We start from the raw sequence: 13,306 nt of genomic DNA, 5'->3' as shown, positions 1-13,306 counted from the left end.
GTTGTCGTCCGCCTGAGCCCGTGCCCACCGCCCGAACCCCCTGCCGACCGTCCGCGTCGGCCCCTGAACGCCGCGCGCCCCGGTCGGGAGGACTCCCGCCGGGGCCTTCGGTCGTCGCGAGGGCTGCCGGGCCTCGACACGCCCGGGCCGGAAACTACGCGTCGAGGCCGATCGCGAAGGCGGCTTCCAGGTCGTGCTGGGAGTACGTGCGGAACGCCACGTGCGTGTCCGTGGCCTCGACGCCCGGGATCTTGCTGATGCTGCCCGGGATGATGTCCGCGAGGTTCTCGTGGCGGGCCACCCGGACCAGGGCGATCAGGTCGTAGGTGCCGGTGACGGAGTAGACCTCGCTGACGCTGTCCAGCGCGGCGATGGCCTCGGCGATCTCGGGGATCCGGTCCACGCTGGTCTTGATGAGCACGATCGCGGTGATCACGGTTGGCTGTCTCCCTCGCCGGCAGTCACTGGTCGCCTCACTCTAGTCGTACGCCGGTAGCGCACCCACGCGTAGCCGAAGCCCAGGGAGAAGCCCACCACGTGGGCCAGATAGGCGACCCCCGGACCGCTTTCCGCCCGGTGCGCCGCCACCCACTGCAACGCGAACCAGAACACCAGCACGATCCAGGCGGGGAAGCGCAGCGGCAGGAAGAACAGGAACGGGAACAGGCTCGTGACCCGGGCGCGGGGGAACAGGCACAGGAACGCCCCGAGCACCGCGGAGATCGCGCCGGACGCCCCGACCAGGGTCTGGTCGGAGGAGGCGTTGGCCGCCGCGTAGGCGCCCAGGGCGAGGTAGCCCGTACAGACGTAGAAGACGAGGAAGGCCGGGCGGCCCATCCGGGCCTCCGTCATCGCGCCGAAGACGTACAGGAAGAGCATGTTGCCCAGCAGGTGCAGCCAGCTGCCGTGGACGAACAGCGCAGTCAGCGGGGTGAGCAGCGCCCTGGCCGATCCGGAGAGGAGTTGATCGGGGACCACACCCCAGCGCCGGAAGTAGTCGGTGCCCCGCGCGAGCAGCTCGTCGCCGGTCCCGTAGACCGGATTCATGCCCGAGGCGGGACCGAGGAGGAACACCACGCAGCAGCCGGCGATCAGCGCATGGGTGATCACCGGGCCCCTGGAGGCCTCGCGGACGGCCTGCCACCTTACGATCATGCGACCGAGCATGACCCAACCGGACCCCCTCGGAGCGGTGGCAGGCCGTAGGGTTACAAGCTGCGGTCCGCCGTACGGCTCAGCGGGCCGCTTTAATTGAAACTGAAAGAGCCACGAAGGAGAGAGCGGCCTGATGACGGTTCCCCAGCCGACCGACACCACCCGGTGGCGCTGCACCCTGTGCGGCAACCTCACGCGTTTCGACGTGACCCGTTCGTCGAAGGTCGTGGAGTACATCCACCTGGACCTCGCCGGGGAGCCCAAGGTCGAGGAGCGAGAGGTGGTCAATGAGACCATCGAGTCGGTTCGCTGTCGCTGGTGCAACGCGGTGGACCAGATCGAGCTCGTGGACAGGCCGGGCGCGGACTCCTGAAGGAGCCGGGCCCACAGGTAGATCACGGTAGGGGTGACGGATTGTGGAGCCAGCAAGCGGCGCTGAGCCGGCCGACGCGGCCGGCGACGCCGCCGAGGTGCTCGACCGCCCGCTGCCGGAAGGCGTGCGGCGCAGGGTCGTCGCCCTCGTCTCGGACGCCTTCGGCGGACTGACGGTCGGGGACCTCCCGGCGCAGCTGCGCCAGTACGCCCGGTTCACCCCGACCCGGCGTGCCAAGTTCGCGGGCAACGCGATGGCCGCGGCGGTGGAGACGGACGCCGTCTTCCGCGGCCGGGTCGCCGAGAAGCTCCGCGAGGCCCAGGCCGAGCTGGCCGGGGCCCTGGAGTCCGGGGCCCCGCCCGCCGCCGCCGATCCGCTGGACGTGGCGGCCGCCGCGTACGTGCTGCGGCCGGCCGGCTGGGTCAAGCTGGTGGCCGCCGCCGGCGAGGAGGCGCAGCGCGCCGACGCCGAGCGGGTCGGCGACGAGACCCGGCGCGAACTGGAGCGGCTCCGCGAGGAGCTGGCGCACGTACGCGAACTGCAGCGCAGCGGCGGTGAGCAGGTGCGCGGCGAGCTGGACGCGGCGCGCAAGGAAGCGGAATCGCTTCAGCGCAAACTGCGCAGCGCCCTCAGCGACGTCAAGCGAGGCGAGGCCGCGCTGCGCAAGATCAACGCCGAGATCGACGGGATCCGCGGTGAGGCGGCGGCGCAGGTGACGGCCGCCGAGAGCGAGACGCGGCGGCTCAAGTCCCGCCTCGCGGAGGTGGAATCGGCGCTGGAGACCTCGCGCCGGGCCACCCGCGAGGGACGCAGCATCGAGGACATGCGGCTGCGGCTGCTCCTGGACACCGTGTTGGACGCGGCGGCCGGACTGCGCCGCGAGCTGGCGCTGCCGCCCGTGTCCACCCGGCCCGCGGACACCGTGGAGGCGGTGGAGCCGGGCCGGATGACCCCGAAGGACATCGCGGCGCGGGCCTTGTCGGAGACCGATCCGGCGCTGCTGGACCAGTTGTTGGCGCTGCCCCAGGCGCATCTGGTGATCGACGGCTACAACGTGACCAAGACCGGCTATCCGACGATGCCGCTGGAGAAGCAGCGGCTCCGGCTGCTCGGCGGCCTCTCGATGCTGGCCGCGCAGACGGGTGCGGAGATGACGTGTGTCTTCGACGGCGCGGAACTGGCGGCGCCGGTGCTGCTCGCCCCGCCGCGCGGGGTGCGGGTGCTGTTCTCCAAGGCGGGGGTGACGGCGGACGAGCTGATCCGCCAGTTGGTGCGGGCCGAGCCCGCCGGCCGGCCCGTGGTCGTGGTCTCCACGGACCGGGAGGTCGCGGACGGGGTGGCGAAGGCGGGTGCCCGGCCGGTGACGTCCGCGCTGCTGCTGAAGCGGCTCGCCCGAGTTTCGTAGTACCTGCGGCTTCTGTCCCTTCCTGCAACGGCTGTGCGCAATGCCGGTATTGGTGGGCCAGTGAAGGGAACGTACCGTCAACTGACCGGTACGGAGCGTGCGAAGACGGTAAAGAAGCCGGTCGGCGACCGGAATTTTGCCTTCGGGGATTTGAACTGATCACAGCCGGGTCACTAGGGTCTGTTCAAACCTTCGTGCGGTCGTTCACTCATTCGGGGTGTCGGCGAAGGCGCGCTGCCGAGTGTGTGACCCTCTTCGGCGGCTCCAGGATGAAGGAGCTCGCGTTCGTGGCGTCCCACCGTCGACCCAAGCCGCCGACCCGCACGCGCGTGAGCGTCCTCACCGCCCTCGCCACCGCGGCCGTCGCCCTCTCCGCCCAGTCGGCCCACGCCGCCCCGGACAAGCCGAAGAAGGACGAGGTCAAGGAACAGGTCGACGCCCTCTACGAGGAGTCCGAGCAGGCCGGCGAGAAGGCCAACGCGGCCAAGGACCGCCAGGACAAGCTGGAGAAGGAGATCGGCCGGCTCCAGGACCAGGTCGCGCGCGGCCAGGCGGAGCTCAACGACCTGCGCAGCACGCTCGGTTCGATGGCCACGGCCCAGTACCGCGGCGGCGGCCTCGACCAGTCGCTGCAACTGTTCCTCTCCGAGAACCCCCAGGACTACCTCGACAAGTCCTCCATGCTCCAGCAGATGAGCGGCAAGCAGGTCGAGGCGATATCCCAGATCCAGACCAAGCAGAGGACCCTGGCGCAGCAGCGCGCGGAGGCCGGGACCAAGCTCGCCGACCTCGACGCCACCCGCAAGGAACTGGCCGAGAAGAAGACCACCGCCCAGCGCAAGCTCGCCGAGGCCCAGGCCCACCTCAACTCGCTGACGGAGCAGGAGCGTTCGCAGCTGAAGGCCGCGGAGGCCAAGGCGGGCGAGGAGGCCGCCAAGGCCGCCGGCGGGGGCGCCAAGCCCGGTGCGGTGAAGGGCTCCGGGCGGGCCGCGCAGGCGCTCGCCGCCGCCCTGACCCAGGAGGGCAAGGGCTACAACCTGGGCTCCACCGGCATGGCGTACTGGGACTGCTCCAGCCTGGCGCAGTGGGCCTACGGACAGGCCGGCGTCCAGATCAGCCGCACCACCTTCACGCAGGTCAACGACGGCACGCGCATCGGCGAGAGCCAGCTCCAGCCCGGTGACCTGGTCTTCTTCTACGACGACCTGCACCACGTCGGCCTCTACGCGGGCAACGGCCAGGTCTTCCACGCCTCCAACCCCAGGGGCGGCGTCAAGTACGAAGCCATGAGGAACATGCCCTTCCAGTTCGGCGTCCGCGTCGGCTGACCCCGCCCGGCGCCTCCCCGCACCGGGGAGGCGTGCCGGACACCGCCCATCCGGGCGAATTGCGCGGCCCCGCCGTGACCGCACGCCCCGCCGGTGACCTGCGTCTCCTGCGGGGCGCCCGTGTGTCCGGCCCCCGACGGTCGTTGGTCGGCGCCCCGTCGCGCCGCTACTGTCTGCCAGCGCGGAACCCGGCACACGGCCGTCCACGGAGGGCGGACCCGGGCCCCGCGCAAGCGGAAGGGAGCGGTTCCACGTGGCGTCCCATCGCCGGTCCGGCCTCACCGGCCTCGACCGGAACACGAAGATCTCCGTCCTCACCGCCGCAGCGGCCACCGTCGCGGTCGCCCTGACGGGAGCACCCGCCGGCGCGGCCCCCGGTCTCCCGCAGGACCCCTCGGCGGGCGCCCGCGCCCGGGTCGACCGGCTCTTCGAGGAAGCCGAACAGGCCACCGAGCGGTTCAACGAGGCCGGCGAGAAGGCCGACCGGCTCCGCGCCGAGATCAGCCGTGCCCAGGACTCCGTCGCCCGGGGCCAGGACCGCATCAACACCATGCGCGGGGTCCTCGGCGCCTTCGCCGGAGCCCAGTACCGCTCGGACGGCATGGACCCCACCCTCTCGCTGATGCTGTCGGACAACCCCGACGACTACCTCGACAAGGCGGCCGTCCTCGGCCGGCTCGGCGACCGCCAGGCCGACCAACTCGACGAACTCCGCGACGAGCAGCGCCGGATCGCCGTGCAACGCCGGGAGGCCTCCCACAAGCTCGCCGAGCTGGACGCCCTGCGCGCCGACGTCGCCCGACACAAGAGGTCCGTCACCGCCAAGCTCGCCGCCGCCCGCCGGCTGCTGAACGCGATGCCCTCGCGGGAACGGGCCGACTTCGAGCGCGCCTCGCGCTCCGGCGACCGGCCCGGCCCGTTCCCCGAGATCACCTCCGCCGGCGCGTCCTCGGGCCGGGCCGCGACCGCCGTGATGGCGGCCCGGGCCGCCGTGGGTCGCCCGTACGTGTGGGGTTCCACCGGCCCCTCCGGCTTCGACTGTTCCGGGCTGATGGTGTGGTCCTACCGCCAGGCCGGCGTCTCGCTGCCGCGCACCTCGCAGGCGCAGCGGCACGCGGGCCGGCAGGTGCCGCTGTCGCAGGCCCGGCCCGGCGACCTGGTGACGTACCGCTCGGACGCCAGCCACGTCGGCATGTACGTCGGCAACGGCCAGGTGGTCCACGCCCCCTACCCGGGCGCGCGGGTGCGCTACGACCCCGTCGGCATGATGCCGGTGTCCTCGGTGACACGGCCCTAGGCGGACGCTGCGTACGATCGACCGATGCTCCCGCGTCATCGGCCGGTCGTACGAGTCCTGCCCCTGCTGCTGTGCGCGCTCCTGGTCGGATGCGGCCTGTCCGGCGCCGCACCCCTGGACCCCGGCGTCCGGCGTGCCGTGGCCGACTGGTCCTCGGCCCCGCCCGCGCGCCTCGCCGGGATCCCGCTGGAGGGCTGGTCGTACGAGGTCACCTCGGTCCGCCGGGACGGTGACCGTGCACTCGCGCGGGCCCGGCTCCACTACCGGCTGACCGGCCACGACGCGGCCCCCGCCGAGTCGGCGCGCGAGGTCGACCTGACCCGGGACGACGGGACCTGGCGGGTGACCGGCGACCGGCCCGCCCCCGGAGCCCCGCCGCAACTGTGGGACCAGGGCGACCCGACCGTGGTCCGGGGCGCGCACGCGCTGGTGCTCGGCGTGGGACAGACCCGGCAGACCCTGTCCGGGATCGCCGCCGAGGCCGACCGGGCGGTGCCCGCCGTCGACTCCGCCTGGCCGGGACCCTGGGCGGGGCGGGTGGTGGTGCTGGTCCCGGGCACGCTGGACGCCATGGCCGCACTGCTGGGGCAGCCCGCCGCCGCGTACCGGGGCATGGGGGCCGTCACCACCGGCAAGGCGGGCGCCGGGCCCGCGCCGGCCGACCGGGTGGTCGTCAACCCCGAGGGGTACGCCCAGTTGTCGGGGGCGGGCCGCCGGATCGTGCTCACCCACGAGGTCACCCACGTGGCCACCCGCGCCGCGACCACCGCCGGGACCCCCCTGTGGCTGTCCGAGGGCTTCGCGGACTGGGTGGCCTACCGGGACACCCCGAGCACGCCGGCCGAGGCGGCGCCCGCGCTGGGGCGGGCGGTGCGGCGCGGCGAACTGCCGGCCGCGCTGCCCTCGAACGAGGCCTTCGCGTTCGGCGGGGACCCGGACGCGCTGGCGCGCGCGTACGAGGGCTCCTGGCTGGCCTGCCGGCTGATCGCGGCCAAGTGGGGCGACGCCACGCTGGTCCGGCTCTACGAGTCGGCGGGCCGCGAGCCGCTGCCCACGGCGCTGGCGGACACGATCGGCGGCGACCTGGCGGGCCTGACGACGGCCTGGCAGGCGGCCCTGAGCGGGGAACTGGGAGCCCGGTAGCCCCCGGCCGCGGGGATACCCCGCCAGGCCTGGGCAGGGGGCGTGCCGGCGCGGGCGGACAGGCTCGGCGGGGACCGCGCGGGTGCGCGCCGGACCGTCCGGTACTTTGGCTGACGATGCACAAGACGCTGATCGTGACCAACGACTTCCCGCCGCGACCCGGCGGCATCCAGGCCTTCCTGCACAACATGGCGCTGCGCCTGGATCCCGACCGGATCGTCGTCTACACCTCCACCTGGAAGCACGGCGCCGAGGGCCGCGAGGCCACCGAGGCCTTCGACGCGGAGCAGCCCTTCCAGGTGGTGCGCGACCGCACGACGATGCTGCTGCCGACCCCGCGGGTGACCCGGCGGGCCGTCGGCCTGCTGCGCGAACACGGCTGCGAGTCGGTGTGGTTCGGCGCGGCCGCGCCGCTCGGGCTGATGGGGCCCGCGCTGCGCCGGGCGGGCGCGCGCCGGCTGGTCGCGACCACGCACGGGCACGAGGCCGGCTGGGCCCAGTTGCCGGCCGCGCGGCAGTTGCTGCGGCGGATCGGCGAGGGCACCGACACCCTGACCTACCTGGGGGAGTACACCCGCGCGCGGATCGCCTCGGCGGTCACGGACCGGGCGGCCGCCCGGATGGTCCAACTCCCGCCGGGCGTCGACGAGAAGACCTTCCACCCGGGGTCGGGCGGGGCCGAGGTCCGGGCGCGGCTCGGGCTCGCCGAGCGGCCCGTGGTGGTGTGCGTGTCCCGGCTGGTCCCGCGCAAGGGACAGGACACCCTCATCGAGGCCATGCCCCGGATCCTGGCCGCGGTGCCCGACGCCGTGCTGCTGATCGTGGGCGGCGGCCCGTACGAGGCCGACCTGCGCCGGCTCGCGGCCGACACGGGCGTGGCCGACTCCGTGGTCTTCACCGGGGCGGTCCCGTGGTCGGAGCTGCCCGCGCACTACGGCGCCGGTGACGTCTTCGCGATGCCGTGCCGGACCCGGCGCGGGGGACTGGACGTCGAGGGGCTCGGGATCGTGTACCTGGAGGCCTCCGCGACGGGGCTCCCGGTGGTCGCGGGCGACTCGGGCGGCGCCCCCGACGCGGTGCTGGACGGGGAGACCGGCTGGGTGGTCCGGGGCGGCTCCCCGGAGGAGGCGGCCGACCGGATCGCCACCCTGCTGCTGGACCCGGAGCTGCGCCGCGGCATGGGCGAGCGGGGCCGCGCGTGGGTCGAGGAGAAGTGGCGCTGGGACCTGCTCGCCGAGCGCCTGCGCGAGCTGCTCTGAGGTTCCGCCCCCAAGGGGGACCTTCCGGCCGTCGGGCGGTGCGTCGTGGCCGGTTCGCCATGCCTGACTGTCACTCAGATGTGTGTCAGCGCCTGCTATGGGGGGATGTGCGGATTCCGCTCATCATGCGGCCATGACACCTCAGCTGACGCGCCGTCAAATGCTTGGCATCGGCGCCCTCCAGACCGCGGCCGTGCTCGGATTCACCCGGATCGGGCCGGCCTCCGCGGCGGCCGTCGAACCCGCCGCGGCGACCTACGCCCCCGCCATCGTCGTGGGCTCCGGATACGGCTCAGCCGTCGCCGCGCTCCGGCTCGGCCAGGCCGGCGTCCGTACCGTCGTCCTCGAAATGGGCCGGCTCTGGGACACCCCCGGGTCCGACGGCAGGATCTTCCCGTCCACCTCCGCGCCCGACCAGCGCTCCATGTGGTTCCGCACCCGCACCGAGGCCCCGCTCGCCCAGTTCCTCTGGCTGGACGTGGTCAACCGGAACATCAGCCCCTACCCCGGCGTCCTCGACCGGGTGAACTTCGGCGACATGTCCGTGTACGTGGGCCGCGGGGTGGGCGGCGGATCCCTCGTCAACGGCGGCATGGCGCCGACGCCCCGACGCTCGTACTTCTCCGAGGTGCTGCCCCGGGTCGACGCCGACGAGATGTACGGCACCTACTACCCGCGCGCCCGGGCCATGCTCGGCGTCAACGACATCGACCCGGCCTGGTTCGAGTCCACGGAGTGGTACCGCTTCGCCCGCGTCTCCCGCAAGCACGCCCAGAACACCGGCCTGAGGACCACCTTCGTCCCCAACGTCTACGACTTCGAGTACATGAAGCGCGAGGCCGCCGGCACCGCCACCCGGTCCGCGCTCGCGGGCGAGGTCATCTACGGCAACAACCACGGCAAGAAGAGCGTCGACAAGACCTACCTCGCCGCCGCCCTCGGCACCGGCAACGTCACCATCGAGACGATGCAACGCGTCGTCGGCGTACGGACCGACCCGGCCGGGGGCTACGTGCTGACGGTGCGCACCAGCGACGTCACCGGCAAGGTCACCCAGACGCGCGAACTCGGTTGCCGACAGCTCTTCCTGGGCGCCGGCAGCCTCGGCACCACCGAGATCCTCGTCCGTGCCCGCGAGACCGGCACCCTGCCCGCGCTGACGGAACAGGTCGGCCGGGGCTGGGGGCCCAACGGCAACGTCATGACCGCGCGGGCCAACCACCTCTGGGACACGGTCGGTGCGAACCAGTCCACCATGCCCGCTCTCGGCATCGACGACTGGGACAACGCCGCCAACCCGGTCTTCGCGGAGATCGCCCCGCTCCCGATGGGGATCGAGCACTGGATCTCGATGTACCTGGCCATCACCAAGAACCCCGAGCGCGGCCACTTCACCTACGACGCCGCCACCGACTCGGCACGCCTGCAGTGGAGCCGGGACCAGAACGCCCCGTCGGTGCGGGCGGCGAAACAGCTCTTCGACCGGATCAACCGGCGCAACTTCACGATCTACCGGTACGACCTGTTCGGCGACAACAAGGCCTTCGCCGACAACTTCACCTACCACCCGCTCGGCGGTTGCGTCCTCGGCGAGGCCACCGACGACCACGGCCGGGTCAAGGGTTACCAGGGGCTGTACGTGGTCGACGGCTCACTGGTCCCGGGGTCCCTCGGCGTGAACCCGTTCGTGACCATCACCGCGCTCGCCGAGCGGAACATGGAACGGATCCTCACCGACCCGCGCTGACCCCGCCCGGCGAACGAACTCCGGTCCGGGGAACGAACCCCGCCCGTCGTACGCACTCCGGTCGGGGCTCCGGGAACGAGGGGGATCAGCCCCGGTACAGCGCCTCGATCTCGTCCGCGTAGTCCTTCGCCACCACGTTCCGCTTGAGCTTCAGCGACGGCGTGATGTGGCCCGACTCCTCCGTGAACTGGGAGGGCAGAATGCGGAATTTCCGCACCGATTCCGCCTTGGAGACCGCCGCGTTGCCGTCGTCCACTGCCTTCTGGACGGCTGCGATCAGATCCGCGTCCTCGCGCAGCTCCGCCGCCGTCACACCGGCCGGCTTGCCGTTCTCGGCGGCCCAGCGGCCCAGGAACTCCTCGTCGATGGTGACCAGCGCGGCCACGAACGGCCGCGCGTCGCCCACCACCATGCACTCCGCGACCAGCGCGTGGGCACGGATGCGGTCCTCGATCACCGCGGGCGCCACGTTCTTGCCGCCCGCCGTGACGATGAGTTCCTTCTTGCGTCCGGTGATCGCGAGGTAGCCGTCCTCGTCGAGGGTGCCGACGTCGCCGGTGTGGAACCAGCCGTCGGTGAGCGCCTCGGCGGTCGCCGTCTCGTTCTTCCAGTACTCCTTGAAGATGTGCTCGCCGTGCAGCAGCACCTCGCCGTCGTCGGCGATGCGCACCACGGAGCCCGGCAGCGGCTGACCGACCGAACCGATCTTCTGGCGGTCCCACGGGTTGAAGGCCGTGGCCGCGCAGGACTCGGTCAGGCCGTAGCCCTCCAGCACCGTGAAGCCGATGCCGCGGAAGAAGTGACCGAGCCGCTCGCCCAGGGGGGCGCCGCCGGAGATCGCGTACTCGCCGCGCCCGCCGAGGACCGTGTGCAGCTTGCTGTAGACCAGCTTCGAGAACAGCTTGTGCTTGAGCCGCAGCCCGAGGCCGGGGCCGCCCGGGGCGTCCAGCGCACGGCTGTACGCGATGGCCGTCTCGGCCGCGGCGTCGAAGATCCGGCCCTTGCCGTCGGCCTGGGCCTTGGCGCGGGCCGAGTTGTAGACCTTCTCGAAGACGCGCGGCACGCCGAGGATCAGCGTGGGCCGGAACGACTGGAGTTCGTCGGTGAGGTTCTTGATGTCCGGTACGCAGCCCAGCCGGATCGGCGCCAGGACGGCCGCCACCTCCACCAGACGCCCGAAGACGTGCGCGGCCGGCAGGAAGAGCAGCACGGAACACTCGCCGGTGCGGAAGAGCGGGCCGAGCCGCTCGACGACGTTGCCGCACTCCGCGAAGAAGTTGCGGTGCGTCAGCACGCAGCCCTTGGGGCGGCCCGTGGTGCCCGAGGTGTAGACGATGGTCGCCGGGTCGTCGGCGTTCGCCAGGGCCGTGCGCTCGTCGACCTCGGCGTCCGTGACCCCGGCGCCGGCGGCGCGGAGCGCGGCGGGGGCGCCCTGCTCGATCTCCCAGACCTCGCGCAGCTCCGGCAGCCTGTCGCGCAGACCGGCCACCGTCGCACTGTGGCCGGGGCTCTCGACGACGACGGCGCTCGCGCCGGAGTCGCCGAGGATCCACTGGATCTGCTCGGGGGAGCTGGTCTCGTAGACCGGCACCGTGACGCCGCCCGCGGTCCAGATGGCGAAGTCGAACAGCACCCACTCGTACCGGGTGCGGGAGATCAGGGCCACCCGCTCACCGGGGCGGATGCCGGACGCGATCAGACCCTTGGCCGTGGCCCGGACCTCGGCCAGGAACTCGGTCGCGCTCACGTCCTGCCATCTGCCGTCCACCTTGCGGCTCATGACGGCGACGTCGGGATGCTGAGCGGCGTTGCGGCGGATGAGATCCGTCAGGTTCCCGTCCGACGGGACCTCGTACAGGGCCGGAAGGCTGAACTCGCGCAAGACTGCTGCTCCTCTGGGCGCCATCGCCACCATGTGGACCGACCGGACGTTACCCACCGGTAGTGGGTTCCGGATAGAGGGAACCGGCCAGATGTTCCATGCGTCACACGACACGGACGTGCCGAGCCGACACTAGTCGACCCCGTTCACGACTCGGAAGTAACCGCAGGTCCGCCGACCGCGGGGCTGCCCCTACCCGTCGAGCCCGGGCGCCCCTAGGGTGGCGGCATGGTGGGCAGGGAGAGTCGTACGCGGGTTCATGTCGTCAGTGACGTCCACGGCAACGCCGAGGCGCTCGCACGGGCCGGAGAGGGTGCCGACGCCCTGATCTGCCTCGGTGACCTGGTGCTCTTCCTCGACTACGCGGACCACTCGCGCGGCATCTTCCCCGATCTGTTCGGCGTCGAGAACGCCGACCGCATCGTGGAACTGCGCACCGCCCGCCGTTACGGGGAAGCGCGCGATCTCGGCCGGCGGCTGTGGGCCGGCCTCGATCGGGAGACGCTGATCGAGGGAGCGGTGCGACGCCAGTACGCCGAGATGTTCGCCGCGTTCCCGAATCCCACGTACGCCACCTACGGCAACGTCGACATGCCGGGCCTGTGGCCGCAGTACGCGGGACCGGGCACGACCGTGCTCGACGGGCAGCGGGTGGAGATCGGCGGCCGGGTCTTCGGCTTCGTGGGCGGCGGGCTGCCCTCGCCCATGCGGACCCCGTACGAGGTGGACCCCGAGGAGTACGCGGCCAAGGTGGAGGCCCTGGGCGAGGTGGACGTGCTCTGCTCGCACATCCCGCCGGAGGTGCCGGAGCTCTGCTACGACACGGTGGCCAGGCGGTTCGAGCGGGGCAGCGAGGCCCTGTTGGACGCGATCCGGAGGACCCGCCCGAGGTACGCGCTGTTCGGGCACGTGCACCAGCCGATGGCCCGGCGGATGCGGATCGGGGCGACGGAGTGCGTGAACGTCGGACACTTCGCCTCCACGGGGCGGCCGTGGGCGATGGAGTGGTGAGCAGAGCCGTCCGGTCCCGCGCCTTCCGCACCGCCCGCGCCGACGGCCGGCACGGCCGTCATCGCGGGACCGGGGAGGCACTGGAGTGGCCGGCCCCGCACGCGCGGTAGCCTTCACGCGGCGGCCGGAGGCCCCCGCACACTTGTCGAATACTCCCCGGAGGAGCGACCGCGATGGCGGAACACACCAGCTCGAGCATCACGATCGAGGCGGCCCCGGCCGACGTCATGGCCGTGATCGCCGACTTCGCCCGCTACCCCGAGTGGACCGGCGAGGTGAAGGAGGCCGAGGTACTGGCCACCGACGCCGCCGGTCGCGCCGAGAAGGTCCGCCTGCTGCTCGACGCCGGCGCGATCAAGGACGACCACACGCTCGCCTACTCCTGGACGGGCGCCGACGAGGTCAGCTGGACGCTGGACAAGTCGCAGATGCTCCGCCAGCTGGACGGCTCCTACCGGCTCGCCCCGCTGGACGGCGGCAAGCGCACCGAGGTCACCTACCAGCTGACCGTGGACGTCAAGATCCCGATGCTCGGCATGATCAAGCGCAAGGCCGAGAAGGTCATCATCGACCGCGCCCTCGCGGGCCTGAAGAAGCGCGTCGAATCCGCCTGAGCGCACGCCGGAGTCGGCCGACTCCGGCCTCGCCGCCGTTCGAGGCGCGGGGCCCTGGACGGAGCCCCGCCGGAGGGCGCACCCCGGGCGGA

The 13,306-nt window shown here is 72.5% G+C and carries 12 protein-coding genes; 9 read left to right on the top strand and 3 right to left on the bottom strand.

What is annotated here, in order from left to right:
• Positions 1–154: 154 nt before the first annotated feature.
• Positions 155–436 carry an Lrp/AsnC ligand binding domain-containing protein gene (locus tag ADK55_RS04125; protein WP_053676059.1) on the bottom strand — a complete coding sequence of 94 codons (282 nt, stop codon included), beginning with the start codon at positions 434–436 and terminating at the stop codon, positions 155–157.
• Positions 433–1,155 carry a rhomboid family intramembrane serine protease gene (locus ADK55_RS04120; protein WP_053676135.1) on the bottom strand — a complete coding sequence of 241 codons (723 nt, stop codon included), beginning with the start codon at positions 1,153–1,155 and terminating at the stop codon, positions 433–435. The genes ADK55_RS04125 and ADK55_RS04120 overlap by 4 nt, the downstream gene beginning before the upstream one ends.
• A gap of 133 nt (positions 1,156–1,288) precedes the next feature.
• On the opposite strand from ADK55_RS04120, the gene ADK55_RS04115 reads away from it, so the two are divergent.
• From ADK55_RS04115 to ADK55_RS04085, 7 genes are all read left to right on the top strand, one after another.
• A complete protein-coding gene (locus ADK55_RS04115; protein ID WP_053676058.1) occupies positions 1,289–1,528 on the top strand; it encodes a hypothetical protein in 240 nt (79 codons plus the stop codon).
• A 40-nt stretch (positions 1,529–1,568) separates the two neighbouring features.
• Complete coding sequence (locus ADK55_RS04110; protein WP_053676057.1) at positions 1,569–2,933, top strand: NYN domain-containing protein; 1,365 nt, start codon at positions 1,569–1,571, stop codon at positions 2,931–2,933.
• A gap of 287 nt (positions 2,934–3,220) precedes the next feature.
• Positions 3,221–4,261: a C40 family peptidase gene (locus ADK55_RS04105; RefSeq protein WP_053676134.1), complete on the top strand. Its 1,041-nt coding sequence runs from the start codon at positions 3,221–3,223 to the stop codon at positions 4,259–4,261.
• Positions 4,262–4,514: 253 nt separating this feature from the next.
• A complete protein-coding gene (locus ADK55_RS04100; RefSeq protein ID WP_053676056.1) occupies positions 4,515–5,558 on the top strand; it encodes an NlpC/P60 family protein in 1,044 nt (347 codons plus the stop codon).
• Positions 5,559–5,582: 24 nt separating this feature from the next.
• On the top strand, positions 5,583–6,701 hold the full coding sequence (locus ADK55_RS04095; protein ID WP_063839434.1) for a hypothetical protein: 1,119 nt from the start codon (positions 5,583–5,585) through the stop codon (positions 6,699–6,701).
• 116 nt (positions 6,702–6,817) lie between these two features.
• The gene (locus ADK55_RS04090) at positions 6,818–7,960 is read left to right on the top strand and encodes a glycosyltransferase family 4 protein (protein WP_053676055.1); all 1,143 of its coding nucleotides are present in this window, start codon (positions 6,818–6,820) and stop codon (positions 7,958–7,960) included.
• A gap of 133 nt (positions 7,961–8,093) precedes the next feature.
• Positions 8,094–9,707 carry a GMC oxidoreductase gene (locus ADK55_RS04085; RefSeq protein ID WP_053676054.1) on the top strand — a complete coding sequence of 538 codons (1,614 nt, stop codon included), beginning with the start codon at positions 8,094–8,096 and terminating at the stop codon, positions 9,705–9,707.
• 85 nt (positions 9,708–9,792) lie between these two features.
• On the opposite strand, the gene ADK55_RS04080 is transcribed toward ADK55_RS04085, so the two are convergent.
• Entirely contained in the window at positions 9,793–11,589 is a 1,797-nt protein-coding gene (locus ADK55_RS04080) for an AMP-dependent synthetase/ligase (protein WP_053676053.1), read from the bottom strand.
• Positions 11,590–11,817: 228 nt separating this feature from the next.
• On the opposite strand from ADK55_RS04080, the gene ADK55_RS04075 reads away from it, so the two are divergent.
• Both ADK55_RS04075 and ADK55_RS04070 read left to right on the top strand, forming a co-directional pair.
• The gene (locus ADK55_RS04075) at positions 11,818–12,600 is read left to right on the top strand and encodes a metallophosphoesterase family protein (protein ID WP_053676052.1); all 783 of its coding nucleotides are present in this window, start codon (positions 11,818–11,820) and stop codon (positions 12,598–12,600) included.
• Between the two features lie 173 nt (positions 12,601–12,773).
• Positions 12,774–13,214 (top strand): SRPBCC family protein, encoded by a 441-nt coding sequence (locus ADK55_RS04070; protein WP_053676051.1) that lies wholly within the window; start codon positions 12,774–12,776, stop codon positions 13,212–13,214.
• Positions 13,215–13,306 lie beyond the last annotated feature (92 nt).

This window comes from Streptomyces sp. WM4235 (genome assembly GCF_001279725.1).
Taxonomy (GTDB): Bacteria; Actinomycetota; Actinomycetes; order Streptomycetales; family Streptomycetaceae; genus Streptomyces.
This window is presented reverse-complemented; position numbering and strand designations above follow the sequence as displayed.